Origin of the sequence: Luteibacter aegosomaticola (genome assembly GCF_023078475.1) — a bacterium.
GTDB lineage: Bacteria > Pseudomonadota > Gammaproteobacteria > Xanthomonadales > Rhodanobacteraceae > Luteibacter > Luteibacter aegosomaticola.
Genome location: NZ_CP095741.1, coordinates 1747314 through 1771608, shown reverse-complemented (window position 1 = coordinate 1771608; position 24295 = coordinate 1747314). Strand labels below are relative to the sequence as shown.

The 24295-nt window shown below is 63.9% G+C and carries 23 protein-coding genes and 4 tRNA genes; 5 read left to right on the top strand and 22 right to left on the bottom strand.

The genetic code is table 11. The features are described from left to right. Positions 1-2: 2 nt before the first annotated feature. The 3 genes from L2Y96_RS07805 to L2Y96_RS07795 are packed head-to-tail and all read right to left on the bottom strand — an operon-like array spanning position 3 to position 1878. Entirely contained in the window at positions 3-323 is a 321-nt protein-coding gene (locus tag L2Y96_RS07805; protein WP_247335088.1) for a J domain-containing protein, read from the bottom strand. Beyond that, the gene (locus tag L2Y96_RS07800) at positions 320-1033 is read right to left on the bottom strand and encodes a hypothetical protein (RefSeq protein WP_247335086.1); all 714 of its coding nucleotides are present in this window, start codon (positions 1031-1033) and stop codon (positions 320-322) included. Before L2Y96_RS07800 ends, L2Y96_RS07805 begins: the two co-directional genes overlap by 4 nt. A gap of 8 nt (positions 1034-1041) precedes the next feature. Next, complete coding sequence (locus L2Y96_RS07795; RefSeq protein ID WP_247335085.1) at positions 1042-1878, bottom strand: DUF2167 domain-containing protein; 837 nt, start codon at positions 1876-1878, stop codon at positions 1042-1044. Positions 1879-2143: 265 nt separating this feature from the next. Here L2Y96_RS07795 and L2Y96_RS07790 point away from each other — a divergent pair, with 265 nt between their 5' ends. Continuing rightward, positions 2144-3280: a serine hydrolase domain-containing protein gene (locus tag L2Y96_RS07790; protein ID WP_247335083.1), complete on the top strand. Its 1137-nt coding sequence runs from the start codon at positions 2144-2146 to the stop codon at positions 3278-3280. Between the two features lie 46 nt (positions 3281-3326). Here the strand turns inward: L2Y96_RS07790 and L2Y96_RS07785 are convergent. The 4 genes from L2Y96_RS07785 to L2Y96_RS07770 all read right to left on the bottom strand — a co-directional run bounded on the left by L2Y96_RS07785 (position 3327) and on the right by L2Y96_RS07770 (position 5997). Continuing rightward, positions 3327-3402 (bottom strand) — tRNA-Gly (locus L2Y96_RS07785). A 50-nt stretch (positions 3403-3452) separates the two neighbouring features. Further along, positions 3453-3827 carry a fluoride efflux transporter CrcB gene (gene crcB / locus L2Y96_RS07780; protein ID WP_247335081.1) on the bottom strand — a complete coding sequence of 125 codons (375 nt, stop codon included), beginning with the start codon at positions 3825-3827 and terminating at the stop codon, positions 3453-3455. Positions 3828-3895: 68 nt separating this feature from the next. Continuing rightward, positions 3896-5056, bottom strand: a complete 1161-nt coding sequence (locus L2Y96_RS07775) for a threonine aldolase family protein (protein ID WP_247335079.1) — start codon at positions 5054-5056, stop codon at positions 3896-3898. 47 nt (positions 5057-5103) lie between these two features. After that, the gene (locus L2Y96_RS07770) at positions 5104-5997 is read right to left on the bottom strand and encodes an AraC family transcriptional regulator (RefSeq protein ID WP_247335076.1); all 894 of its coding nucleotides are present in this window, start codon (positions 5995-5997) and stop codon (positions 5104-5106) included. 161 nt (positions 5998-6158) lie between these two features. Here L2Y96_RS07770 and L2Y96_RS07765 point away from each other — a divergent pair, with 161 nt between their 5' ends. After that, positions 6159-6932, top strand: a complete 774-nt coding sequence (locus L2Y96_RS07765) for an SDR family NAD(P)-dependent oxidoreductase (protein WP_247335073.1) — start codon at positions 6159-6161, stop codon at positions 6930-6932. A 2-nt stretch (positions 6933-6934) separates the two neighbouring features. Here L2Y96_RS07765 and L2Y96_RS07760 read toward each other — a convergent pair whose 3' ends face one another. From L2Y96_RS07760 to L2Y96_RS07725, 8 genes are all read right to left on the bottom strand, one after another. After that, complete coding sequence (locus L2Y96_RS07760) at positions 6935-9094, bottom strand: alpha-galactosidase D (RefSeq protein WP_247335070.1); 2160 nt, start codon at positions 9092-9094, stop codon at positions 6935-6937. Between the two features lie 25 nt (positions 9095-9119). After that, positions 9120-11351, bottom strand: a complete 2232-nt coding sequence (locus L2Y96_RS07755; protein ID WP_247335060.1) for an alpha-galactosidase — start codon at positions 11349-11351, stop codon at positions 9120-9122. A 5-nt stretch (positions 11352-11356) separates the two neighbouring features. Further along, positions 11357-12271 (bottom strand): aldose 1-epimerase, encoded by a 915-nt coding sequence (locus tag L2Y96_RS07750; RefSeq protein WP_247335059.1) that lies wholly within the window; start codon positions 12269-12271, stop codon positions 11357-11359. A 207-nt stretch (positions 12272-12478) separates the two neighbouring features. Next, positions 12479-13165, bottom strand: coding sequence for a FadR/GntR family transcriptional regulator (locus L2Y96_RS07745; RefSeq protein ID WP_247335056.1), 687 nt, complete (start codon positions 13163-13165; stop codon positions 12479-12481). 126 nt (positions 13166-13291) lie between these two features. Beyond that, the gene (locus L2Y96_RS07740) at positions 13292-14950 is read right to left on the bottom strand and encodes a methyl-accepting chemotaxis protein (protein ID WP_247335053.1); all 1659 of its coding nucleotides are present in this window, start codon (positions 14948-14950) and stop codon (positions 13292-13294) included. 264 nt (positions 14951-15214) lie between these two features. Beyond that, the gene (locus L2Y96_RS07735; RefSeq protein WP_247335052.1) at positions 15215-15424 is read right to left on the bottom strand and encodes a hypothetical protein; all 210 of its coding nucleotides are present in this window, start codon (positions 15422-15424) and stop codon (positions 15215-15217) included. Positions 15425-15570: 146 nt separating this feature from the next. Then, entirely contained in the window at positions 15571-16557 is a 987-nt protein-coding gene (locus L2Y96_RS07730) for an alpha/beta fold hydrolase (RefSeq protein ID WP_247335051.1), read from the bottom strand. Positions 16558-16671: 114 nt separating this feature from the next. Next, positions 16672-17616, bottom strand: a complete 945-nt coding sequence (locus tag L2Y96_RS07725; protein WP_247335050.1) for an LAPAL motif-containing putative phage structural protein — start codon at positions 17614-17616, stop codon at positions 16672-16674. A 244-nt stretch (positions 17617-17860) separates the two neighbouring features. Here L2Y96_RS07725 and L2Y96_RS07720 point away from each other — a divergent pair, with 244 nt between their 5' ends. Continuing rightward, entirely contained in the window at positions 17861-18832 is a 972-nt protein-coding gene (locus L2Y96_RS07720; RefSeq protein WP_247335048.1) for an alpha/beta hydrolase, read from the top strand. A gap of 15 nt (positions 18833-18847) precedes the next feature. Here the strand turns inward: L2Y96_RS07720 and L2Y96_RS07715 are convergent, their stop codons facing one another. Further along, positions 18848-19189 (bottom strand): ribonuclease E inhibitor RraB, encoded by a 342-nt coding sequence (locus L2Y96_RS07715; RefSeq protein ID WP_247335045.1) that lies wholly within the window; start codon positions 19187-19189, stop codon positions 18848-18850. 371 nt (positions 19190-19560) lie between these two features. On the opposite strand from L2Y96_RS07715, the gene L2Y96_RS07710 reads away from it, so the two are divergent. Further along, a complete protein-coding gene (locus tag L2Y96_RS07710; protein ID WP_247335043.1) occupies positions 19561-19971 on the top strand; it encodes a hypothetical protein in 411 nt (136 codons plus the stop codon). Between the two features lie 174 nt (positions 19972-20145). Next, positions 20146-20472, top strand: a complete 327-nt coding sequence (locus L2Y96_RS07705; protein WP_247335040.1) for a nucleoside triphosphate pyrophosphohydrolase family protein — start codon at positions 20146-20148, stop codon at positions 20470-20472. 60 nt (positions 20473-20532) lie between these two features. Here L2Y96_RS07705 and L2Y96_RS07700 read toward each other — a convergent pair whose 3' ends face one another. The 6 genes from L2Y96_RS07700 to uvrC all read right to left on the bottom strand — a co-directional run bounded on the left by L2Y96_RS07700 (position 20533) and on the right by uvrC (position 24126). Further along, positions 20533-20850 carry a hypothetical protein gene (locus tag L2Y96_RS07700; protein ID WP_247335038.1) on the bottom strand — a complete coding sequence of 106 codons (318 nt, stop codon included), beginning with the start codon at positions 20848-20850 and terminating at the stop codon, positions 20533-20535. A gap of 385 nt (positions 20851-21235) precedes the next feature. Beyond that, positions 21236-21322, bottom strand: a tRNA-Leu gene (locus L2Y96_RS07695). Between the two features lie 50 nt (positions 21323-21372). Continuing rightward, positions 21373-21446, bottom strand: a tRNA-Cys gene (locus L2Y96_RS07690). 77 nt (positions 21447-21523) lie between these two features. After that, positions 21524-21599 (bottom strand) — tRNA-Gly (locus L2Y96_RS07685). Between the two features lie 62 nt (positions 21600-21661). Continuing rightward, a complete protein-coding gene (gene pgsA, locus L2Y96_RS07680; RefSeq protein ID WP_247335035.1) occupies positions 21662-22252 on the bottom strand; it encodes a CDP-diacylglycerol--glycerol-3-phosphate 3-phosphatidyltransferase in 591 nt (196 codons plus the stop codon). A 50-nt stretch (positions 22253-22302) separates the two neighbouring features. After that, positions 22303-24126, bottom strand: a complete 1824-nt coding sequence (gene uvrC, locus L2Y96_RS07675) for an excinuclease ABC subunit UvrC (RefSeq protein WP_247335033.1) — start codon at positions 24124-24126, stop codon at positions 22303-22305. Positions 24127-24295 lie beyond the last annotated feature (169 nt).

Here is a 24295-nt window from a genome sequence, read left to right as displayed (position 1 = left end):
CGTCAGCCCTTGCGCTCCAGCGCTTCCGCGTAGGCCACATTGATTTCGGCCGCGCGGCGTTCCGCCAGCTCACGGATTTCCGGGGCCATGTTCACGACCTTGTCCGGGTGGTTTTCGCGAATGAGGCGACGATAGGCGTCGACGATCTGCTCGCGAGTGGCGTCAGGCGCCACGTTCAACACATCGAACCATGGACGCTTCGCACTGATCGGCGGCATGGCCGGAGTGGCAGGCGTCTCTTTCGAATCGACCATCATCGCCGAAACGAATTTGTAGCCAATGAGCAGCGCCACCACGATGACGACGATATCGGTGATGCTCATGCGAGGGCGCCTTCAATCTGCAGGGAATACGCCTGGAGCTGAGCGTGTCGCTCGCTTTCCAGGTCTTCGAGATCCATCTGGTAACGCACGCGTGCCTGTATCGCGCGAACCAGGCGCTCACGCTCCGGCGCATCGAGCAGCGCGTGGGCCACGGCAACCAGATCGAAGCGGTCCCCCGCGCGTGCACCCTGCTTGCGGATGATGTTCAGCGCGTAAGGTGCGCAGAGCAGCGCATCGGAGCTGATGCCCGCCGCCTCCTTGCGGCTGAGGCCCGTGACACGACGCACTCGCCACAGCCGCATGATCGCGGAGAAGATCGCGAGGTACAGGGCCGCCATCCAGGCGAGCGTCACGGGAATCGGGCTGTAGACGGCTGCAGGCATGGCGGCAAACAGGCAAGCCACGAGCAGCACCGGCCATGCGCAGGCGGAAACACCGATCCGCCACGCTCGCAGCCCACGCATGGGCGCGGCCTGCGTAGGCGCTTTCAGTGAACTCCAGCGCAAGCGCAGAAGGCCACGGGTCGGTGCAAGCATGGGCGGCAGGAACACGTGGCGCCCCGACAAGGCGAATTCCGATCCGACCGAAAACGACCAGCGCCCGTCACGCCCTTCATGGAACACCACTTCGTTGTGGTACAGCAACTGCACGGCGTCGTAGACGTACATGACGACGACGCCGGCCAGCAGCCACCAGGCGTGATGGAGCATGGGTGCGATCAGGCCTTGTTGCGGTTGAAGAGGCGCTTGAAGAACGTGCCGACGGCTGCAAGGCCCACCAGCACCAGCTTCCAGCCGGCCGCCAGGGCGCTGAGGATCACGGCAAAGAAGCCTTTCTTCGCCGCGACAGCGGCGGCACCGCCCACGATCAGCGCACCCAGGCCGTACTCGGCCACGCGGTCACCCGAACGGAAATCGGTGTAGGCCTGGCCGGGATTGAACGCGAAGCCCTGGATAGCACCCTTGAACTGGCCGATGGCGGCATCGAGGTCGTTCGGATCCGCCACGACGACCGCGCTCATCACGCCGCTGCGGCCGAGGATGCGCGCGTTGTAGTTCACCACGTCGGTCTGCGACTTGTCGTTGCGTGCCACGAACGACCAGGTCAGCGACTTGAACGTCGAGTCGTACTGCGGCTTCGTCTTCCAACCGGTGAGGGTCAGCGTGTCCCAGCCATTCTTACGGCGCTCGACGTTGCTCTCTTCCGTACCTTCCTTGACCGACTTGAGCAGATCGTCGTCGTCCAGCTTTTCATCGTCCTTGACGTAGCCAGTGTCTTCGTAATCGAAGTACGCCACCCAATCCATGGTCTGCGGCGCCAGAGTGTAGCTATCCTCGTCGCCCGAGGGGTTGTGCATGATCTTGTCCAGGCGGCGGGTCCCGTCCGGGCCGAGGAACGCGTAGCCGGCAGGCACGTCCAGGCTGGCGTGGGAACCGACCTGGACCTTGGTCGGGCCGATCTGCCACGGCAGGTCGTTGATGTCCTCGGCGTGGACCACGGCGGCGAGGAGCGAGAGCGCGACGAGGGTCGCGAGGCGGCGAGCGAATTTCTGCATGTTGATCTTCCTGAGCGTGCGCGACGACGCGCGAATACGGCTCGCCAAAGCGAACCCTTTGTCCGTACGGAGGCCGCAAGTCCCCTGACGCGGCTGCGAAAATTCTGAACGTGCGGCGGCGCAGCGTCAAGGCGCGCGACCCCAGGGGCCATGTAACGCCGTTTCATCCGGCACTTTCCCCGTTTCGTCGGAAACCCCGCCACTTCCCGTCGCAAGGCGCGGAGACTCCGGCCACCTATCCCGACGGTGGTTTGCGGAGGCTCTCATGGAACTGGATCGCTTCGTTCGTCTTACCCTGCTTGGTGCGTCGCTTTGCGCGGCGTTTTCGATGCCTGCGGCTGCGGCCGATGGCCGGGAAAGAAGTGAGATCGCGATGTATGTACGCCGATGCGGTGCGGCACTCGAGTGCAATGGCACCTATCTTGTCGCGCAGCATGGCCAGATCGTCTACGAGGGTGCCGTGGGGCGACTTTCCTCCACACGCCATACCCCGCTCACCGTCGATTCCGCGTTCGACATTGGATCCATCACCAAGCAATTCACCGCGGCCGCCATCGTCAGGCTGGCCGAGCAGCAACGCGTGGCGCTTGACGATCCGGCGGCGAAATATCTGCCCGGGTTCCCGTATCCGACGATCACCCTGCGCCAGTTGCTGAACCAGACGTCGGGCGTTCCGGACGTCATGCCGCACTACACGCAGGTGATCCTGAGCGGGAGCGCACACGGCCCCGTCGACCTCGCTGATATTGTCGAGGTCCTGCGTGAGGCGAAACAGCCGCTCATCACCCCTCCCGGCGCCGCGTTTGGCTATAGCAACACGGGCTATTCGCTGCTTGGAAAGGTCATCGAGAACGCATCCGGGAAAACGTACGCGGCCTTCCTGCAGGATGAATTCTTCGTTCCGCTCGGCATGACCCACACCTGGGTGCGCACGCCATCCGCCGAGACACTGCCCGGGACCGACCGGGCGTACGGCATGCGAATGACGCTCAATGGGTCGCGAAAGCCGGTCGACCAGATTCCCGGGCTTTACCTGTATGGCGCCGGGGGCGTCTATTCCACGACGGGGGATCTTTTGATCTGGGCGACGTCGATCAATCAGGGACGCGTGATGTCGGCGGAGCACTGGCGGGAGGCAACCACGCCAGCCACGCTGGCCGACGGAAGCCTGAGCCCATATGGCTTCGGCCTCAGCCTTAAGCCATCGATCGTTGGCGGCAAGAGCGTCTCGCACGGCGGACACTGGCGCGGCTTCAAGTCCGACCTGACCATGCTGCCGGATCAGGACACCACGATCGTTATCCTCACCAACAACAGCGAGGACCGCGAGGTGGAGAACGCGCGCAACGCATTCGTCGGCATCATGAGCAAAGCGGCTGATGCGACGCAAACCGCGCCGTAGGCCAAAAAACAAAGCCCCGGCGCAAGGCCGGGGCTTTGTAGAAAACTGGAGCGGGAAACGAGACTCGAACTCGCGACCCCGACCTTGGCAAGGTCGTGCTCTACCAACTGAGCTATTCCCGCGTCGTGAGCCGGCCATTATAGGGAAAGTTTGCAGATACGCAAGCCCCCGTTTACACCATGCCGCGAGCCAGCTTCATGGCCAGAACGAGCGCCCCTATGCCAACGCCTACCGAGGTGGCCACGTAAGCCACGGCCAGGCCCAGTTGGCCCCGCTCGTACAGCAGGACGGTCTCGAGCGAGAACGTGGAGAAGGTGGTGAACCCGCCCAGGACGCCCGTGGCTATGAACAAGCGGAGGGATTGCGGCCCCGTGCCCTGCGCCGCCAACCAGCCGGTGAGCAGCCCCATCAAGGCGGAACCCACGATGTTGATGAGCAGCGTGGGCCACGGGAATCCCTGCCCCAGCAGGCGCATGCCGAACACGCTGAGGCCGTAACGCGCCATCGAGCCCAGCCCACCACCAATGAAGACCAGCAGATAACCCACGAACACCTCGTGCCGTCAGAGGGCGACGTGCTTCGAGCGTAGATGCCGATGCGGGGCCACGCAAGCGATCACGTCGCGAAGACCTGCGCGATCGTCGCCGTCGGTTTGCGCAGCAGGGTTTCGTTGAAGGTGAGGTGCAGACGGCCGCTGTCGGGTTTGCCCACCACGATGTCTGCCGCGCGCGCCCGTTCGCGCAAGCCATCGGCCACGTTGGGATCGAGCACCGCAACGGCGATGTTGCTGCCACGCTCCACCCGCTCGATGCGGATACCCGGCATGCTTGCGAGCTTCACCAGCAACGCCTCTCCCGCCGTACGCACGCGTGCGAAGCGCTCGCCGAAGTGATCCAGGCCGCGCAAGGTGAGCACCGCCGAAGGCCAGCCGCGGAAGATCGTGCCGCCAAAGATGTGCCGCACATGCCGCGCCCTGTCGATATGCGCCTTGTCACCAGCGAGGATCGCGCCGAACGGCGCACCGAGGTATTTGTAGAGCGAGACATACACGGTATCGAACGGCGCGGCGTACGCCTTGGGATCGAACCCCTGCATGCCCGACATCAATAGCAAGCGTGCCCCGTCGAGATGCATGCCGCTGCCATTCTTCTTCGCGATGGCGGCGATACGCAGGATCGTATCGAGCGCGATGGTCGAGCCATCGAGTCTCCGTACCGGGCTTTCCAGCGAGATGGCACCGACCTCGAGCGGATAAGGGTCTTCCGAGCGCTGGTTGTAAGCCGCTTCGATGGAGGCGACGAGCTGCTCGCCCGTCCCGCCCTCGATCGGCACGGGATTGATCCCACTCAGCACCGGCGTCGCATCTTCCTCGTCGCGGTAGACGTGGCTCTCCTTCTGCAGGAGCAGGTGCCGCCGATCACCGCAGAGGATGCGGACGGCGATCTGGTTGGCCATGGTGCCCGTGGGCATGAATGCGGCGTCTTCCTTGCCCAACAGCTCGGCAAAGCGCTTCTCGAGCTTCCCGACCGCGCCCTCCTGCAGGTAGATATCGCCCACTTCGGTGTCCCCCGCGATCGCTTCATCGAGGCGATGGGGCAGCCAGATCGAACGGGTGGGCACATCATCGCCCACCAGCGCGACGATCTTGTCGGCCTGTAGCGGCTTTTCGGCAGGCGCCGGTGCCGGCGCGGCGCCCAGGGCCAGCGGGGTACCCGCGGCAGCAAGGGAAAGCGCGCCCATGGGCACGGCCTGGAGGAACGCACGACGACTGACCATGGATGCCTTTCCCGCGTGGTGGTGCGCGGAGCGTCACACGGAACACCTCACTCCGGCAACGGCTGGCGGAGCGCCTCGGCATCCCGCCGGGGTGGCGCACCGAACATGCGGGTGTATTCGCGGCTGAACTGCGAGGCGCTTTCGTAGCCCACGCGGAACGCGGCTGTCTCGGCATTGGCCGTGCCCGAGACGAGCAGGTGCCGTGCCTCAAGCAGGCGCAGTTGCTTCTGGAACTGCACCGGAGTCATCGAAGTAAGCGCCTTGAACTGACGATGGAAGGCCGAAGGGCTCAGCTGCGCGATCGCCGCGAGTTCATCGATGCTCACCGCCTCGGCAAACTTCGCGCGCAACGCATGCACGGCGCTGAGCACCCGGTGGGTGCGGCCATCGGCCAGGGCCACCTTCGCCACGTCCGCCGCGTGCGGCCCACTCAGCAACCAATAGGCAATCTCGCGCATTACCAGCGGCGCGACGTGCGGGATGGCTTCGGGTGTATCAAGCAGGCGCAGCAAGCGCATCACGCAATCGGCCAGCGGGCCGTCGTAATCGGTAACGAAGACACCCCGCGGCACCTGGGCCGAGACCTTCACCGGTGTGACGAGGCTATCGAGCACCTCGCTCATGAGCTTGCGGTCGAGCCCGATGATGACGCCGAGGAACGGCTCGTCGGGGCTCGCTGCCGCGACCCGGCTGAACGCGGGCATCTCGACGCTCACCACCAGCGCCTGCCCCGGGCCGTATTCGTAGCGGCGATTGCCGAAGACGCTTTGCTTGCTGCCCTGGGCCACGACGCACAACGACGGCTGAAACAGCAACGGCGCAGGCCGCTTGGGCAGGTCCGAGCGCAGGATGCCCACGTTCTCGATCGCCGTCATCCACGGGTTCTCGCCCGGGTGGCTTTCGGTGTAGCGGCGGACAAGGTCGATGAGGGTTTGGGACACGCGCGGCCTCCGCGAGGGGATGGCTGGATCGTACCCAGCCTACGCCCTCTTGATGGGGATGCGAGCAGGATCAGGCAAGAACCGGCTGGCTTCCGGCATTCGGCGGCGGGCGGCCGGCCCCTACCTTTTCCTCCACGCCCTTACCCCCCTGGAGCCATCGCATGACCGCCTCGCAGAACACCGCCCGCCGTATCGCCATCGTGACCGGCGGCAGCCGCGGCCTCGGCCGCAACACCATCATCCACCTGGCCCGTCGTGGTGTGGATAGCGTCTTTACCTACCACTCCAACGAAGCCGAGGCACGCAGCGCTGTCGACGCCGTGGCCGCGGAAGGCGCACGCGCCGTCGCTCTCCAGCTGGATGCGGGTAACACCGCGACGTTCGACGCCTTCGTTGAACAGGTGCGCGGCGCGCTTTCGACGCTCGGTGCGACGCGCTTCGACTACCTCGTGAACAACGCCGGCACCTCACACCACACGCCCATCGCGGAAACCACCGAGGCCCAGGTGGACGCGCTGTACAACGTGCACTTCAAGGGCGTGTTCTTCCTTACCCAGAAGCTGCTGCCACTCATCAACGACGGCGGCCGCATCATCAACCTCTCCAGTGGCCTCACCCGTTTCGCCATGCCTGGCAGCGCGCCCTACGCTGCCATGAAGGGTGCGATCGAGGTGCTTACGCGCTACTTCGCCAAGGAATTCGCGGAACGCGGCATCACGGCAAACACCGTGGCGCCAGGCGCCATCGCCACCGATTTCAGCGGCGGCATGGTCCGCGACAACCCGGAGATCAACCAGCGCGTCGCGGGTTTCACCGCGCTGGGCCGTGTCGGCCAGCCGGACGACATCGGCCCGATGATCGCCGCCCTCCTCTCCGACGAAAACCGCTGGGTGACCGGCCAGCGCATCGAAGTCTCGGGCGGCATGCTGCTCTGACGCTACGGGCAACCGGGTGCGGGTGAGCCCAGCCGTGGGCTCACCACGATACGGTCGAGGTCCGGGGCAAAACCGGATGGATTGCCGAGCTGGAGTGTGTTGCTGCCCTTGAGCAGCGGCACCTCCAGCACGCGCGCCACAGGATCGTCGAAGCTGCTGCCATCGAGATCCAGTTGGGTCGGGTTACGCCCGTTCACCGTGAGGAAGAGCGTGCGCGGCCCCTTCGTCGCGTAATCGATCTCGAGCTGGTAGACGCCGGCACGCGGCGCGGTGACGTTCGTGAAGGTCACCGCGTTCGCGCTGCCACCGCCGATATTCCCGGCCTTGGCCAGGCCCGAGAAGTAGTTGCTGAAGCCCGCGGTCACCGTACCGCCAAGCGTTGCCGACTCGGCCTCGTATACGCTGGCCACTGGCGCCGGCACGCCTGCGCCATCGCGAATCACGATGCGGTCCAGATCGGGCGGGTAACTCACATCGTTGCCAAAACGAATCCGGTTCACGCCCCTGCGCAGGCACACCGGCAGCGTGCTCGACGAGGGCAGCTGGAAGCTCCCACCGCCTGAATTGAACGTGTGGTACGGGCCATCGTTCACGCGATAGAGGTACGAACGCAGGCCAAGCGTGAGCGAATCGACCTGCATGAGGTACACGCCATCGTGCGGCACCGTGACACTGTTGAAGCTCACCGTATTGTTCACGCCAAGGCCAAGGCCGCCCACCTTGTTGCCCGACGAGCAGCCGCTGCACGCATACACCTGCGCCGTACCGGCCAGCGCGGCCGCCTCAGCCTCGTACGCCGCGGACGGCCCGGCCGGCAAGGTGCCCGGCAACCGATCCACCAGCAGCAACTGTGTACCGTGTGCAGGCAGCACCACCTCATGCTGGAGCACGGACGGGCCGAGCTCCTTGTGGTTCCACAGGTCACGCACGCGCAGCGCACCCGCGGCGCCCAGCAACCGCCACGGCAAAGTCACCGTGGCAGGCGCCGCGTTCATGTTGAACAGCGCGACGTAGTAGCGACCGTTACCGAGGTCACTCACCCATACCTGGTGATCGCCGCCGAGCACCTGGCGCGCCGGGTGGCCGGATTGATCGACCGCCAGCACCTCGTCGTTGGTCGCGATGCGCAGGCCATCGGGGTCGAGCGCCGTGAGGTCACCACCGAGATACAACGGCGCATTCGCCATCGACCAGATCGTCATGGCTGAACGCTTTTCGTCGAGGGTGAGGCCATCGCGGGTGCCGTCGGCGATATCCAGCGAATCCAGGTCGTTCCAGCCTTTCGCCGGACCGGCCGCGTCCTGCCACGATGGCAGGTCGCGGAAGCGCTTCTCGATGCGCGGCCAGTTGGTCAGCGTGGCGCAGCGGCCTTCGCACTCCACGTCATCATCGATACGTCGCGCATTGGCCCACGCCGACCAGATATCGTTGTCATCCTTGTCGACCTGCCACGACACGGTGAACCACATCGGCCGGCCTGTCTTCGCAATCGCCTTTGACCAGGCCACGACATCGTCGCGGTTATCGATGCTCAGGTCGTCGCTGTACGAGCCCGGCGTCACGCCATCAAGCTTGATGAAATCCACACCCCATGAGGCGAACAACGCCACCACGGAATCCATGTACGCCTGCGCGCCGGGCTTCGAGAAATCGATCTTGTAGTGGTACGGCGATTCGCCGGGGCCACCGAACGCATTGCCCGCCCGATGCGGCAGCGCCAGGATGTCCTGGATGTGCAGGTTCGTCCCGAGGATGGGCGAATTCGCCTGCACCGCGGGCTCTTCCACGCCGGGAATCCAGTAGATGCCGGCCTTCTGGCCGTTCGCATGGATGTGGTCGATGAGGGCCTTGATGTCAGGGAAGGTGGAAGGGTCCGGCCTAGGCCGGCCGTTGGCATCGAAGCCACCCATCCATCCGGAGTCGAGGTTGATGTACGTATAGCCATGCGCCTGCAAACCCGACGCGGCAAGCGCGTCGGACTGCTTCAGCATATTGGCCTGCGTGAGGAACGCAGCATCCATGGTTTGCTGGCTGAAACTGCTCCAGCCGAGATACGGGCGCTGAGCCACCCCATTGACCTGGGCGGTGGCGGTACTGGCCAGGGCGAACACGCCACAGGCCAGGGCGAGACGGCGGAGCGACGGAACATGACGTACAGGCACGGCGCGACTCCTTGCGGGGGAAAAGCTATGGCGCTTCGAAGACCGCCCCTGCAGCGTCGAAGTCACCCTTGATCAGCAGATCGACACCGTGGGCCATCCAGTACGCGCCGCTGGCCACCTCGGGGGTCCCTGGCACGGCGGCGCCGTGGATGAAGCGCATGCGGTAGCGTGCAACCGGGTCCAGCCCCTGCAGGCGTAGCGTCGGGAACGCCCTCGCCTCTTCGCCCTGGCGCTGGAACGCGAACAGCACGGCCTGCTTGCGATCGGTGGATACGGAACTGGTGGCCGACCACGCGGCACGGTTCTGCGGCGAGAGCAGGCGATAGAGGTCGCCACGCTGCACCGTCGTGCGGATCGCCTTGTACGCGGTGATGTAGTGCCGCGCCGTCGTGTTATCCGCCTCGCTCCACGTGAGCAGGTTGGCGCCGATGCCGAGACCGCCCTGCATGGACGAGAGGAAGCGGAAATCCAGCGACATCGCGCGGTTATTCACCCAGGTGGGCGAGCCGGTCACCCAAGACATCATCGTGGCCGGTGCATACGCCTGGCTGAAACCATCCTGGATGGAGAGACGATCCGAGGCATCCGTGTTGTCAGAGGGCCATACCTCATCGGTAAGCGCCATCACGCCCAGATCGACGCGCGCGCCACCGCCCGAGCACGATTCGATTTCCACGCCCGGATGCTTCTCGCGCAGGCGGCGCAGGATGTCGTAAAGGTTGCGCGTGTAGGCCACGTAGACCTTCTGCTGCTCGTCCGGCGACATCTGCGGCCAGCCCGGCTCGGACCAGTTGCGGTTGTAGTCCCACTTCAGGAACTGGATGTCGTTCTCGGCGAGCAGGCGATCCAGCACCTCGAACACGTGGGCTTTCACGTCCTCGCGCGCGAGGTTGAGCACGAGCTGGTTACGCCCCTCACTACGCTGGCGGTCCGGGAAATTGAGCACCCAGTCCGGGTGCGCACGGTACAGATCGCTATCGGAGTTCACCATCTCCGGCTCGACCCAAAGGCCGAAGCTCATGCCCAGCGTATGCACCTTATCGATGAGCGGCTTCAGGCCATTCGGGAACTTGGTGCGGTTCACCGTCCAATCGCCCAGCCCGGCATGGTCGCTATTGCGTGCGCCAAACCAGCCGTCATCAACGACGAACCGCTCCACGCCAAGCTTCGCCGCGCGTTCGGCCAGCTGCTCCTGCCCTGCCTCATCCACCTTGAATTCGGTGGCTTCCCAGGAGTTGTAGAGCACCGGGCGCAGCTTTGCCTGCTCGCCGTGCGGCAGGACGCTCGCCTTCTCGAAGCGATGCAGCAGGCGCGAGGCTTCCCCCATGCCATCGGCCGTGTAGCCACCGTAGAACACGGGGGTATCGAGCGATTCACCCGGCTTCAGGCGGTAACCAAAATCGAAGGGGTTGAATCCGCCGGTCACGCGGACCTGGCCGAGGATGTCTTCGTCGACGCGGATCTGCCACGAGCCGCTCCACGCCAGCGCGCCGAACCAGACATCGCCGTGTTCTTCATTCCACGCGCCACCCCGATTGATGGCGAACCACGGGTTGTTCTCGTCGCCCGTGGAGCCGCGGCGACTTTCCAGCACCGTCGCGCCCTGCGTGATCGCGCGCGTCTGCAGGTGCCATTCGCCCGCCCATGTGCCGGTGAGGTAACGCAGCGAATAATCGCTGCCGGATGGCAGGCTCCATGTGGCCGCGGCCGCGCTATCGATCGTGAGTGCCTGGGTGCTCTTGTTTTCAATGCGCGCCGAACGGCCGATGACGCCAGTCGCCGGATCGGCCGTGTAGCGCAGCGTGACATCCACGCCGGCCTTGACGTCGCGCATCAGGATGGCGAGCGCGCCGTGGTCGATCCGGTAGCTGTCATAGCGCAGGATCAGGTCGCGATTGCCGTCATCGAACTTCACCTTGAGCGCTGGCATCGCGGTGATGTTGCCGCCCCAACCCGCGTATTCCTGGCGCGAGAGTGCGCCCTTGGGATCAAACGAGGAGCGCTCGGGCGCCGGTGTCGCCGGCCCCAGCGGATCATCGGCCGCAAGGCGTGCACCCCAGTAGAGCGTCTGCAGCCGGCCATCGGGATCGACGCCCATGGCATACGTGACCTTGCCTGCGTCCAGGCGGAAAACGTGCGATGACGCGTCGTAGCGCGGCGCCACCTCACGCGGCGGCGTGGCGGCAACGGCGAGCGGCGCGGCGAACGCGGCAGCCAGGGCAAGGGCGAGCCGGCGGGTGGAGGCGTGCTGCTTCAACGTTCTTACCCCTCTTCGGAAACACGGAATGCGAAGGATCGTGCCAACGCCTGCCCAGGCGCCAGCACGGTCATGCCGTTGGCGGCAGGCCCGCCAGGCAGGTTCACGGCGTTCACCGGGTGGTCGACGGGCTCGAAGCAGAAAAAAGTTTCGCCTTCGGGCACGTAGAGGATGTAGCTATCCACATCGGCGGTGATGTTGAGCCGCAGGCCTTGCAGCGGCCAGCGAATGCGAGCCGCGCCCTTCCAGCCCTGGAAGCCGTTGTTAAGGCCTCCCCGCGGCAGGATCGGCGCGAAAGAAAAATCCCACGCCGGCGGCACCGCCTGGCAAGCCACCGGAATGAGGGAATCCCGGTCATCGTTGCGCCAGACGGTACGCGCCGGGGCGTGCAGCCGCACGCTGCCGTGGCGGGGGAAGAAAGGGTGCAGGCCGAGGCCAAATGGCAAGGCGACGTCGCCGGTGTTGGTGACCGCCAGCTCGACGCGAAGCGTGTTGGCTTCGAGGTAATACGCCAGGCGCGCGCGATAGTCGTAGGCGCCTTCGGTGGCGTCGTGCAGCGTGAACACCGCCTCGTCGGGGGCGTGGCGTTCTACCGTCCACGCGCGTTGCCAGCCGGTACCGTGGATGGGATAGGCATCGTCGGCGCGGTTGAGCGGCAGGTCGATGCGGGTGCCATCGTGCGTGAAGCCGCCGGTGGTGATGCGGTTGCTCCAGGGGACTAACGGGTAGCAGGCAAGGTGGTTGGGGTCGATGGGTTCGTTGGCCGCGGTTTCGCAAGAGCCATCGCGCGCAAGCGCGCTCCTACAGGGGCGCATGACGGCAATGGCCTCGACACTGCCTAGCCAGTCGAAGCGTGCGATGCCGCCACCCGTTTCGGGGAGCAGGATCACGCGCAGACGGTCGTTGGCGAGTTCGAGCATGTCGTGAGGTGCCCTGCACGCCCGGTGGCGCGTCTCGTCAATTGTAGTATTTTATGATTATCAGGCGGCAAGCTGCGGCGCAGCATGCCATGCCCGTAGGAGCCCACCCTGTGGGCGACATCTTTCGCGATAACGTCGCAGGGCCTTGAAGGTGGTCGCGAGGGGCGTCGCCCACAGGGTGGGCTCCTACAGGGGCGCGGGTGTTTTTTAACGTCGGCGGCGAATGTTGCGGCGGGAGATGTTGACCATCTCGAGCATGCCTTCCCGGGCGGCTTCAGGCTGCTTGCGGCGGATGGCTTCGAGCACCTTGCCATGGTGCGGCAGGGCTGCCTTGAAATCGGCCGCATTGCGCGCCGAAAGCAGGAAGTACTGGCCGAGCGCGGTTTCGATCACGCTGAATAGCGAAACCATGAGCTCGTTGTTGGTGGCCTGGAGCATGGTCTCGTGAAAAGCCAGGTCGGCCTCGGCCCAGGCGTCCAGGTTCTCTGCGGCCGCCATGGCTTCGTAGGCGGCTTTGAGCGCAGCCAGCTGGGCGGTCGTGCGGCGCCTTGCGGCGGTGGCCGCTGCACCGGGCTCGATCAGCTCGCGCATTTCAACGAGCTTCTCCACGAAGTCGTCGGTCGGCATCGATGCGCAGCGCCAGGCCAGCACGTCCTGGTCAAGCTGTTTCCAGTGGATGGCGGCGCGGACACGGGCACCCGTACGCTGGCGGGACTCGATAAGGCCCTTGGTCACCAGCACCTTCATCGCCTCGCGCAGCGCGGTACGGCTGACGGCCAGCTTTTCCGCGAGGATATCCTCGCGCGGCAAACCCTCACCCGGCGCCAGCTTGCCGCTCACGATGAGCTGGCCCAATTGCTGGACTACCTGGCTGTGCAGGTTGCGTGCTGCCACGGGCTTCAAAGTGGGGGGCGCTCCTTGTCGGGACGCCCACACGGTATTCGCCAGCCAGCGGCGTGGCAAGATGATTGCATACGCAACGGCCGGCGCCCGCGAATCCGAGGGCGCCGGCCGCGGTGCTTAGAACTCGGTCCAGACCGCTTCCTGGACGGCCGGCTGGCGCACCGCGGTATGTACTGGCGCGGCTGCCACGTGGGCGACCTGGGCCTCCCCACGCGCCTGGCGCGGGGCTTCGGCAGCCTCGTCACCGGTAATGCTGAAGAACGCCACCTGGCGCATCAACTCCTCGGCGAGGTCAAGCATCTGCTTGCTGGCCGCGCTCGCTTCCTCGACCAGTGCGGCGTTCTGCTGCGTCACTTCGTCCAGCGCCGTGACGGCGCCGTTCACCTGCTCGATGCCGGCCGACTGCTGCAGCGACGCGGCCGCGATGTTACCGACGATACCGGAGACCTTGCTCGCGCCGGTGCCGATCAACGCCAGCGCTTCACCGGTACGGCCCACCAGGACGGCACCCGTTTCGACACGTTCAGAGGCGTCGGCGATGAGCTTCTTGATGTCGCGGGCGGCCGACGCACTGCGCTGGGCGAGGTTGCGAACCTCGCTGGCGACCACGGCAAAGCCCCTGCCCTGCTCGCCCGCACGCGCGGCTTCCACCGCCGCGTTCAACGCCAGCAGGTTGGTCTGGAAAGCGATCTCGTCGATCAGCACAGCGATTTCACCGACGCTACGGCTGCTACGGGTGATTTCACCCATGGCCAGCACGGCCTCTTCGGCCACGGACTGGCCCGACTGCGCATCGCCATGCAGCGTGGTGGTGAGTTCGCGAGCGAGATCCGCGCCCTCGGAGTTCTCGCGCACCGTCGCGGTCATTTCTTCCATCGAGGCGGCGGTTTCTTCGAGCGACGACGCCTGTTCCTGCGTGCGGCTGGAGAGATCGTCCGTACCGGCGGAAATGTCGCGTGCAGCGTACGTCACCTGCTGCGCGTTGCTGCGAACTTCACTGACGATACGCGTGAGCTGCTCGTCCATCGTGGCCAGCGCACGGAGCGTCTCGCTCAGCTCGTCGCGACCGGTCACCTCAAGATGATGATTGAGCTCACCCTGGCTGATCCGTGCCGCAAGATCGCGGGCGCGGAGCAGCGGGCGCACCACGGCGCGCGCAAGGAGGAAGCCAAGCAGCGCCACCATCAGCGCCGACACCACGAGAACGCCGATCGTGATGGCCACGGTGCGGTGTTCACGGGTCGCTGCCGCCTGGTAGTCCTGGTCGGCCTGCTGCTCGTTGACAGTGATGATCTGGGAGATCTGGGCCGTCGCGGCATCCATCGCCGGGCCCACTTCCTTGACGAGGAACGACACCGAGTCCTTGTCGCCCTTCTGGAGTTTGTCGAGCAGGCCTTTCACCCGATCGTCGGACTGCTCACGGGCGGCGATAAACGCCTTGGCGGCCTCGCGCTCCGAATCGCTGCTGACCAGTGCCGGGTAATACGCCGACCAGTCTTTCGCAAGCTTAGCCTGGCTTGCGACGACGCGCTGCTGCGCCTCTGCGACGGCATCCGCCGCGCCGGCACGGGCAATGGCACGGTTCACGGCGTTGCGTTCGTCCATGAGCGAGGCACGCACTTCGCTGACGTGGACGATGGGCATGAGCGAGGTGCGGTACATGCCTTCCAGACCCGACTGGGTCTTATCGAGGGACACGAGCCCGGTGATACCGATCACGATTGCGGCGAGGAGTGCCGCCGCCATGGTGAAAATGATGCGCCACCTGATAGTCATGCTGCCGTTGCTGCCCTAGGAAAAAGTCTTAGGTGTTAACGGCAACTATTGTCTCCGCTTTAATCTCACGGTTTTGCGCAACTCATTGCTTTTACGGCATTTTAGTTTTGTCTTGTACGAAATCGTAACAACTTTCGCGCAAAAATCCGGCTTTCGTTTTATACCCGGATAGTTTGCGTAAGGCTTCGCCACCAACATGCCGAACTTTCATATAGTTATCCCGTGGCGGCCAGAAATGCCTCATGTATAAGAATCCGTCACCGTTTACGCAGTAGCCCAAGCAGTCGCCGTATGCTCCGCCAGCACCATCGCCGTCAAAATCTTTCGATCATCCTTTCCGTCCTTGAACGCGCTGGCTTTACCACGCCGCAGGCGCAGGCGGATGCCCTTGGCAATATCGTCACTGCCCGGAAACTCACGCGCATGACGGTGGGCGGCAACGTGCCGTCCATGTTCGCGCGTGGCGCAGAACACGCATTCGGCGTGAAGCGGGGCTGGATGGATCTGCCATACAACGAGCCACCCGCCCTGCCGAAGTGGCTGGCGCCACCGATCTATGCGGGCGCTATCGCTATCGAAACACAGCCCGCGAGGCGCGACCGTGTAGGCGAAGAAGTGCCTCAGTGCGCCTGTATCGCGATAGCTTCGAGCACCGCATCCACGACCACCTGCGGATGTTCGTACTGTATGTAATGGGTGCTGTTGGGCACGGTGATCATGGTCCCGCGCGTCGACATAGCCGCCATGCGCAGATGCAGGCGCTCCCATGAGAGCGTCCGGAGATCGCGCTCGCTCTGCGTCTCGTCATCACGTTTGGCGTAGGGGGAGTGAATCAGGACCATGAGCGGCATGTCCCCGTAATCCTTTCGCGTGGCGCGCACCTGATCCACGCTTACGCTGGCGACATTTTCACGCTCGGAAGCAACCGCCGCCTGCCAGCGCGGCGTGACACCGTAGGCCCGCTGGGCGGCGTTGATCGCATCGCTGAAGCGCGGATCGGCGTCATCACCCACGCAACGCGTAAAGTCAGGCGTACCCGGCTTCAGGCCGTTCCTGGCCAGCACGACGCATTCGTGTGCCTTGGCCAGGTATGCCTCATATTTTTCCTTCTGGTCGGCAGCGCCAATCGCCCAGCCTTCCGTGAACTGATCCTCGTGGGATGATTCGACCATCACCATACCCACGACCTCGCTGCGGAAGCGGTCGGCGAATACCCGCGCATTCAGGCCACCTAGCGAATGTGCGACAAGCACATAGGGTGGTTTGACCCCGGCGGCGCCAAGCAGGTGGTGCAGATCGTCGGCCGCGTTTTGCGGCGTGCCCGGTCGCGTCGCGGCATCGCTAAAGCCAAGGCCTGCGCGATCGAACGAGCAGGATCGGACATGCTTCGACAGCGCTGGTTGCACCAGTGCCCAGCTGATCGCCGAGTCGCCCATGCCGGCATCCATGACGACCGTCGGCGAACCCTCGCCCGTGCAATACAGATTCATGCGCCGGCCACCACCCACATCGACGAGATGGGATGGGCCGGCATAGACCGGATTCGTAATCATCGGGGCAGCGGCTTGAGCGGCCTGCGCCAGCGACCACGCCATGAGCGTAGCCACTACGAATGATTTCCCCACCGGCTTCCCCTGCTCACTATGACGAGTGCGGCAAGTCTGGCATAGCCATCGCTGCTGGTTCGCCCCATTCGGCGCGTGGCACGCACGGCTTGTCGATTAACCGGCCACCGCGCTGGTCAACGGGAACACATCAAGCGGGAGCGGGATCTGTCGGTTGGCACGAAGGTGCCGGTTTACCTGCACGACCTCGTACTCCGTGCGGATACCGGCCTGCCCCTTCCACTGCCGGACACGGGTCCGGCAGACCAGCACGTCATCCTTGAGCAGGGTGACCTTGTCTGCGGCCATCGCGTCGAGGAAGGCCTGATCGGACACTTTCGAACCCATGGTGGTTTCGCCATTCGACAGGCGCCACGTCTCAGCATCCGCACCTGTGCACGATACGACGGAGAACATGAGATCCCTGACATCGTCGATGACCAGGACTTCGTCTTCCGTGGGCGCGATAAAATAGGCGCGCTCGTCGCCACGAATGATCACGTTGAGGTAACCCTCCGTGCCCAGGGCGAATATGTCGACGCCGTTTTCTTCCAGGGGCTTGATGACGCGTTCAAGCGCCGTGCGCACGGCCGCATGGGTCAGCAGATCGAGTGCCTGGCGCCTGATTTCATAGGTGTCTTCTTCCGCATGGACCCGGACGGTCTCGAAGCCCTGCGAATCGGACCCAAGGGATTCGACGTGGGAAATGGGCCGGCCACGGAGCCATTTCAGCAGCGAGAAGAGGCCCCTGCCAATGATGCCGACCGCCGTAAGGATCGCTGTCGCATTGGCGATCGCTGATGCGCCCTGGCCAGACAAATAGTCACGCACCGACTTGAGCCACTGCACGCCAGCGACAAAATCGATATTGAAGCTACCGGACTTGAAAGGGCCTTTGATATGCACGTCGACCTTCACCTCATCGCCGTAGAGCGCGCGCGCGGCGGCATCCAGCAGATCGGACATGGCAATCAATGCTGGCGCGAGGTCACGCGGGTGCATTTCGTGCGCGATAAGCGCCGGGCCGTCGTACGTCAGGCGAAATTCGGTCATACCATCCATGCTAGCCACCTCGATCGGCCACGTAATGAGAAGTTAGCCCGAGAGTGGATCGTCGACTCTCGATGCAACACCGATGATGCCCGGAGTCCAGATCACACTCTGTAGGCGCCCGCCACGCCGTCACGAAGGAATCGGCCGATCCGCACGTGGGCGACGTACAGGCACGCGCCACGCTTCCGCCACAAAATTGCCAGCACGCCTCGTCAGAGTGGTCACACTAACAATCGCTCAGGGAGATCGAGTCATGGCGAAGGGGCGTTGGATCGGCCTGCTGGCCGCGTTACTCATGCCGGTAGCCGCATGGGCCACCACGGGGGGCGAACCGCTGCTCAACACGCAAAACCGGCCGTGGGCACCACCGGCCGGTATCGAGCAGGTGCCTCTATGGCCAGCGGACCTGAAGATCGAAGCGCCCGCCTACCCCGGCCCCGAGGTCTTCGGCACATCCAATGGCAAGATCGCCGGTCAACCGATCACCATGGTGGAGCACGTCACGCGCCCCACCGTCAGCATTTATCCCGCCAAGGGAAAGAATACCGGCGCCGCCGTCCTCGTACTTCCCGGTGGCGGTTATCGCGTGCTCGCCATCGACCTCGAAGGCACCGAGATCTGCGACTGGCTGACGGCAAAAGGTGTCACCTGCGCGGTGCTGAAATACCGCGTGCCAGGGTCAGGCCCCTACTGGAACGATGAGTGCAACTGCCGCCGCGCGCCGCGCGTGCCCATGGCCCTGCAGGATGCCCAGCGTGCCATGGCACTACTGCGCCAGCGTGCGGGAAGCCTCGGCATCGATCCGCACAAGATCGGCGTGGTGGGCTTCTCCGCCGGCGGACGCATGGTGGCCGACATCAGCAACCATACGAAGCGCGCCTACACACCCATCGACGACGCTGACAAACAGGACTTCCGCCCCAACTTCGCCATGGCGCTCTACCCCGGCCACCTGTGGACGGAGCCGGGCATCACGCTAACCAAGGAGGTCCGGATCGACCCGAAGGGCCCGCCCGCCTTCATCGCTCAGGCCGAAGACGACGCCACCGACGATATCCGGGAATCGCTCACCTATTACCTCGCCTTGCAGCAGGCGAAGGTGCCGGTGGAAATGCATCTCTATGCGCACGGCGGTCACGCGTTCGGCGTGAGAAAAACGGATAACCCGATTACCAGCTGGACGACGCTGGCCGAGACATGGATGCACACGATCGGGGTCCTCTGACCCCGTCGTTAGCCCTCAGTTCTGCGCCTCGCAACCCCAGCCATCCAGCTGCCCGCCAAACGGTTCCGCCTCGTTCGCCAAGGCGTTCTCGAACATGGTGAGGTTGTCGTGGCTGGGTTCCATGAACGGATGCAGGAAAACCTGCCAGGGCATCTCGTCATTCTCTTCGTATTCGGAGAGCGACACCTTCTGGCCCTGCTGGAGCATGGCGACCGCAAACTGCAGCGCAGCCTCTTCGGTCTCGAAGATCACCGCGAAGTCGATCTCGCGCGGGATCGACAGGTTGTCGCCTTCGGCGACCATCTGACGCAGGACCTGGCCGTTGTCGTCGTCCGGGAACATGAGTTCGTTGTTCATTGCGGCTGCCCTCATACATCGACGTAAAGATGAGCTGCCGCCCAGCTTAGTCTCGCTGAGCGGAGTGAATAATCGCCGTCACGCCAATCGTCGCGGCACAAGCTACCGCCTGCGCGCTTCCGCCGGACGATGAGCAGGAGGGGCTGCTGCTTGCCTGCTTTGTTGACCCAGTGGCGCAACCCCCAAGGGCAGCGCACGCTATAACAACCATGAGAGGTATAAAGCGCATATCGATCATCCTTAGTCGAAGGTGGTGTGGATGGTCTCACACTGTGTTTACCGTGTCTTGCTCCCGGCTTGCGTGCGACACACCGGCCCCCTAGCATCCGCCCGAGTGGCCTGACACACCTGACAACCGGAGAATCGATATCGTGATTGATGCCAGGGAGGCGTTTAGCGAAGTCGCCAGCCAGTACCGCCGATTCGAGCGAATGGTCGCTACCGGTATGGGGTTATTTGCCTTCAGTGTCGTGTTGGCGAGCCTGTGGGGGCGGATGAACGGCTTTTTCGCTGCCATCGGGTTTCTGGGCTGGATCATCACCGTGGCCTCGCTGTTCTCCCTGCCAAGGCTCGCGTGCCCGGCATGCTCCAAAAGGATCGACAAACCGGTAGGCGACTGGTGTCCCTGCTGCGGCCAGCGCTCGCTCAGCGGCTCGACGCTATCCGGCCGAAGGAAATGCACCCACTGCCGTCGAAGTATGCCTAACCGCCAAAAGGGCCGGGTACAGAAGATTCGCTTTTGTACGAATTGCTCCGCCTATCTGGATGAGGAAGGCCTCTAGCGAAACGAGGCCGCCACGTTCCGACGCCGTTAGCTACGCTCCTTCAAGTTGCAATATCCAGGAGTCTGGGACGACCGAAACAGACATGGGACTGCGAAGGGATCGCATTGATACGCAACGGTTGCGTCGCACCGTCATCACCCCGCCCCAATTTTCAGGCCAAGGACAATCATCGTGAAATTCCGCGAACTTGAAAGCTCAGCGCTGCAGTTGAACGAGCTCTATGAAAAAGTCGAGCTCAAGAGATACGGTCGCGTCTGGAGCACGACAGAACTTGCCCTGGGTTTCGTCGGTGATGTGGGTGACCTTGCAAAGCTGATCCAGGCAAATGCGGGTATTAGGGACATCGATGACTGCAAGGCGAAACTGGGGCACGAGCTTTCGGATTGTTTGTGGTCGATCATCGTGCTTGCGGACAAGTGTGGGATCGATTTGCAGACGGAGTTTGTCAAAAACACCCAGGAGCTCACTGCACACTTAAGTAGCGAGCTCGAAGCATAGAAAGCAAGAACGACGCGGCTGGAAGGCCGCGCCGCCGCCTAAACACCTCGTCGATAGGGCTCAGCTATCCAGTAACGTCGCGGTGCCGCGCTTCTTCGCCGCGTTTATCTGCCTCGACTTCTCCACCGAGAGATGATCCAGCGCGCTGCCAAGCGTGCCCTGCACCGAGAAAGGGGAGCACGTGGGGTTGTTGCATTTCCAACAGGACCCAAAATCGCCGCCCGCAGCGACGCACTTGTCGTATTCGGCCTTGCAATTCGAGCACAGCTCGACCGCCGCCGCCGGGGTCGATGTGGCGAGACCCGCCACCATGAGTGCGAAAGCAAAAGCACCAGTCACATACTTCATATGCAAATCCTTCTGATAATGGAATGACATTCGCTTGCCGTACGTGCCGGCCCCGCTGTGCGTCCGCTTACGTCATGAGGACTGGATGCCACCCTGGAGCTGACTCGCTGGCCAACTCAAAGTAGTACGCAAGTTTCGTCGCGTCTGTAGGGGTTGCCCTACACGCTTCACATTCGACACTGACTTCTTTTTCAGGCCGCCGATGTAGCTGCGTACGTCCTCTATCAACAAGAGGCTCTGAATGCGTACACAAAGAAGCCTTGCGGCAAGGCTTGCTTCAATCGATTGATGCCAGTCTGGAACAGGCTGACTGCACGCAATGACAGCAAGGCGTCATGTTCTGGGCATTCCGCGCGCCTGAGACGTTTCGCGCATGGGCTAGGCGCGGCCATGGGGCTGGCCTACGAGAAGTCCCTGGTGCCCGGAGTGGGACTCGAACCCACATACCCTTTCGGATGAGGGATTTTAAGTCCCTTGCGTCTACCGATTTCGCCATCCGGGCTGAAAAGAAAAAAGGCGCACCGCGTGAAGCGTGTGCGCCTTGGAATGCGATGGAGGCCGAGGTCGGAATCGAACCGGCGTACGCGGATTTGCAGTCCGCTGCATGACCACTCTGCCACCCGGCCATCGCTTGCGCACGCGGAGATTAGCCGCATAGCGCTTAAAAAACAAAACCTCGGTCACCCGAGGCTTTGTGGAAATCTGGAGCGGGAAACGAGACTCGAACTCGCGACCCCGACCTTGGCAAGGTCGTGCTCTACCAACTGAGCTATTCCCGCGTCGTAGTCCAGCTATTCTATGGAACTGGGCTCATGTGTCAACTGTTTTGCACTGTCTTTTTTTAGCTTTTTTTCACGCCGGGCGCATCCCCGCGTAAAGCGGGCCATGCGGCGCGCAGATAATCGAGCCCCGACCAGATGGTCAGGATGCCCGCGATGACCAGCAGGGCCTCGCCGATATGGTAGTAGCGCAGCGTCTCGGCATCGTGCTGGAGCAACAGGGTGACCAGGGCCACCATCTGCATCATGGTCTTCAGCTTGCCGAGGAAGGCCACCTTCACCTTGGAACGCGCGCCGATCTCGGCCATCCACTCGCGCAGGGCGGAGACGCTGATCTCGCGGCCCACGATAACGGCAGCGGTGACCGCCAGCAGGATGCCTGGCCAGCCCTCGGGGGCCGACTGCACCAGCAGGAACAGGGTGATGGCCACCATAAGCTTGTCGGCGACCGGATCCAGAAACGCACCGAAGGCCGAGGTCATGTTGAGCCGGCGGGCCAGATAGCCATCCAGCCAGTCGGTGAAGGCGGCCAGTACGAAGACCACGGCGGCCACGAGGTTCGCCCAGCGGAATGGCAGGTAGAACACGACCACCATGACCGGCAGCAGCAGCACACGAAAAAGGGTAAGCCAGGTTGGCAGGTTGATACGCATGGATTCAGCCGGTTGCGGGAGGCGTCGCGGGGGCAATCGCTTCCGTTCGATCAGGGATGCAGCATGGCATAGATGCGTTCTGCGAGACCGCGATCAATACCCTTTACGCTCATGAGTTCTTCAACACCGGCGGCTTCGACACCCGAGAGGCCGCCGAAGGCCTTCAGCAACGCCGCGCGGCGGCGTGCGCCGACACCGGCCACGTCTTCCAGCGTACTGCGCTCGCGGGCCGCATCGCGCTTGCGGCGGTGGCCGCTGATCGCAAAACGGTGCGATTCATCACGCACGGCGGCCACCAGGTGCAGCGCGGGCGAGGATGTACCGGGATGTAAGGTTTTGCCACTCTCCGCGAGGATCAGGGTCTCCTCACCAGCGCGCCGGCCAGGGCCCTTGGCCACGCCCACCACACGGATGCCTTCGACCCCGAGTTCGCGCAGCACGTCCATAGCCTGGGCCACCTGGCCGAGGCCACCGTCGATCAGCAGGATGTCGGGCTTCGCCCCACCCTCCACGACTTTCTTGAAGCGCCGCGTCAGCGCCTGGTGCATGGCCGCGTAGTCATCGCCCGGGGTGATGCCGGTGATGTTGAATCGGCGGTAATGCGACTTCTCCGGGCCTTCCGGGCCGAAGACGACGCACGAGGCCACCGTAGCCTCGCCACGGGTGTGGCTGATATCGAAGCACTCGATGCGCCGCGGCGGCTCGGTAAGCTCGAGCACCTTCTGCAGGTCATCGAAACGGGCGAGCAGCGTGTGCCGGCTGGCCAGCCGTGAGGTGAGCGCGGCGCTGGCGTTGCGCTGGGCCATTTCCAGGAAGCGAGCACGGTCGCCACGGACGCTGGGCTTCAGCTGCACGGCGTAGCCGGCGTGCTGGGACAGCACGTCTTCCAGCACCTCCATGTCTTCCACCGGATCGCTCAGCACCAGTTCGCGCGGTACCTGGCGTTCCAGGTAGTACTGCGCGATGAATTGCGAGAGCACATCGCCCACCGACGCATCCGTCGGCAAGCGGGGGAAGAAATCGCGCGAGCCGAGGCTTACGCCGTTGCGGAAGAAGAGCACGCTGACACACGCCATGCCGCCATCAAGGCAGCAGGCGATCACGTCCATATCCGCGCTGGCACCCTGGACGAAGTGCTGGGCTTGCAGGCGGCGCAGCGCGGCCACCTGGTCACGCAGGGAGGCGGCGCGCTCGAAATTCAGCGCGGCACTGGCCTGCTCCATCGATTGCGCCAGCTCATCGATCACCGCACTGCTGCGGCCCTCGAGGAACATCTCGGCGTGGCGCACATCGCTCCGGTAGTCCTCAACGCTGATCAACTGGACACAGGGCGCGCTGCAGCGGCCAATCTGGTGCTGCAGGCAGGGACGCGAACGGTTCTTGAAGTAGCTGTCCTCGCACTGCCGCACCTTGAACAGCTTCTGCATCAAGCCAAGGCTTTCGCGCACGGCGAAGGTGCTGGGGTACGGGCCGAAGTAACGCCCTACCCCGCTCTTGGCGCCACGATGGAAGGCGAGACGCGGGTAGTCCTCCCCGCCCGACAGGTAAATGTAGGGGTAGCTCTTATCGTCGCGCAGGACGATGTTGTAGCGCGGCTTCAGCGACTTGATCAGCTGCGATTCGAGCAGCAGGGCTTCGCCGGCCGTGCGCGTCAGCGTGACCTCGGCCCGGGCGATCTGCGACACCATCGAGGCGATGCGCGGGTCCATGGGCGGCTTGAGGAAGTAGTTGCTGGTCCGCTTCTTGAGATTGGCGGCCTTACCGACGTACAGCAGCTCGCCCTCGGCATCAAAGTACCGATAGACGCCAGGCGACGTGGTCAGGTGGCGAACGAAGGCCTTGCCATCGAACGGGTGCGACTCAGTGTGCTCCATCGGCCTATTTTAGCTGCTGATGGGCAACCGGGAATGAAAAACGCCGGCATGGAGGGGGACCATGCCGGCGCACTGCCTTCCTTGGGGGTGTCGCCTTCGTCCTTGGGTGTTTCCGGCGACAGGGATAGATTACGGGGAAGCCCGTGTAGGCGCGCCCGGCGAATCCCAG

What these genes read in the sequence shown, in the direction of transcription:
- L2Y96_RS07800 (WP_247335086.1), bottom strand. Translation starts at nt 1,033, where the DNA reads ATGCTCCATCACGCCTGGTGGCTGCTGGCCGGCGTCGTCGTCATGTAC.
- L2Y96_RS07795 (WP_247335085.1), bottom strand. Translation starts at nt 1,878, where the DNA reads ATGCAGAAATTCGCTCGCCGCCTCGCGACCCTCGTCGCGCTCTCGCTC.
- L2Y96_RS07725 (WP_247335050.1), bottom strand. Translation starts at nt 17,616, where the DNA reads ATGGATGGTATGACCGAATTTCGCCTGACGTACGACGGCCCGGCGCTT.
- L2Y96_RS07775 (WP_247335079.1), bottom strand. Translation starts at nt 5,056, where the DNA reads ATGGTCAGTCGTCGTGCGTTCCTCCAGGCCGTGCCCATGGGCGCGCTT.
- L2Y96_RS07715 (WP_247335045.1), bottom strand. Translation starts at nt 19,189, where the DNA reads ATGAACAACGAACTCATGTTCCCGGACGACGACAACGGCCAGGTCCTG.
- L2Y96_RS07805 (WP_247335088.1), bottom strand. Translation starts at nt 323, where the DNA reads ATGAGCATCACCGATATCGTCGTCATCGTGGTGGCGCTGCTCATTGGC.
- pgsA (WP_247335035.1), bottom strand. Translation starts at nt 22,252, where the DNA reads ATGCGTATCAACCTGCCAACCTGGCTTACCCTTTTTCGTGTGCTGCTG.
- L2Y96_RS07700 (WP_247335038.1), bottom strand. Translation starts at nt 20,850, where the DNA reads ATGTCATTCCATTATCAGAAGGATTTGCATATGAAGTATGTGACTGGT.
- L2Y96_RS07720 (WP_247335048.1), top strand. Translation starts at nt 17,861, where the DNA reads ATGGCGAAGGGGCGTTGGATCGGCCTGCTGGCCGCGTTACTCATGCCG.
- uvrC (WP_247335033.1), bottom strand. Translation starts at nt 24,126, where the DNA reads ATGGAGCACACTGAGTCGCACCCGTTCGATGGCAAGGCCTTCGTTCGC.
- L2Y96_RS07740 (WP_247335053.1), bottom strand. Translation starts at nt 14,950, where the DNA reads ATGACTATCAGGTGGCGCATCATTTTCACCATGGCGGCGGCACTCCTC.
- L2Y96_RS07765 (WP_247335073.1), top strand. Translation starts at nt 6,159, where the DNA reads ATGACCGCCTCGCAGAACACCGCCCGCCGTATCGCCATCGTGACCGGC.
- L2Y96_RS07790 (WP_247335083.1), top strand. Translation starts at nt 2,144, where the DNA reads ATGGAACTGGATCGCTTCGTTCGTCTTACCCTGCTTGGTGCGTCGCTT.
- L2Y96_RS07750 (WP_247335059.1), bottom strand. Translation starts at nt 12,271, where the DNA reads ATGCTCGAACTCGCCAACGACCGTCTGCGCGTGATCCTGCTCCCCGAA.